This is a genomic window from uncultured Roseobacter sp. (assembly GCF_947501835.1).
Lineage (GTDB): Bacteria > Pseudomonadota > Alphaproteobacteria > Rhodobacterales > Rhodobacteraceae > Roseobacter.
Genome location: NZ_CANMXR010000058.1, coordinates 1 through 887 on the forward strand (window position 1 = coordinate 1; position 887 = coordinate 887).

The following is an 887-nucleotide window of genomic DNA, read 5'->3' on the forward strand; positions in this document are numbered from 1 at the left end:
GACCCGGATGAGCGACAACGGCCCCAAACAAAGAAGGAAAACGAGCTTGACCCAAACGCCCAATTAGAGAAGCTGACATAAGCTTTTTCGACCGATAGGCCCGATGTGCGGGACCAAGCTGACATTGGACGGTCTTTCAAACCTCACTTGGCGTTATGCTATGAACGTAACTGAAGGCCTCGCTGAAAGCATTAGCGAGGTGCCGTGGAGGGACGGTAAGAAAAGCGCATGCTACTGGTGCGAAGGCTTCTATAGCATCAATGGGTGATTCAAAACTAACTCCATCCCTTGCCACTGACAGGACGTCCTGAATTGTACTGATCGACGAAAACTCGACGACGTGGTCTAGCCGGTGTCCGAGCTTGTTCCGGACTGCATTGAGCTGGATTATTCCGGGCCTAACCCATGCAGCACTGCTTTTGCGTTGAGGCAGCATCTTTGCCTTCTGGGCAAATGTCAGCTTCATACCGTCAAAGTCTTCAAGCTTAAACGTACCGACCAAGTAGCTGTTCATGAAGTTCTCGACGATTAGGTGCGCTCGTAACACTCGGCCAATCGCTTCATGATCGGTCTCCGCCATAGCAAGATATCGCACATTTTGTCGGTCAAATTCAGCCTCAATATCCTTCCAGTGGGGCCGCAAAACCGCCATCGCATCGTTTATTCCTTCAATCTCTCGCACTAGTGTCTCCTGTTTCTGGCATCTGCCTCTGAAAGTGCTAACACCTTTTCCTAGTGCACTCTTGCCGATGGAACATGTCCGCCCAAGCTTGCTGCCAACCTTCTCCGCGAAACCCTCACATGTCGACAGCCAGCCCGAAGCATGCGTAATTGGGCTGACCCTGAACTGAGGTCGAGCTCCCGATAGGATCACAGGATATCTGTGA

1 protein-coding gene is annotated in these 887 nt (G+C 51.5%); it reads right to left on the reverse strand.

From position 1 onward, the window contains the following. Nucleotides 1-136: 136 nt before the first annotated feature. A partial coding sequence (locus Q1A20_RS26075; protein WP_299919734.1) for a hypothetical protein occupies nucleotides 137-887 on the reverse strand: 751 nt, incomplete at its 5' end.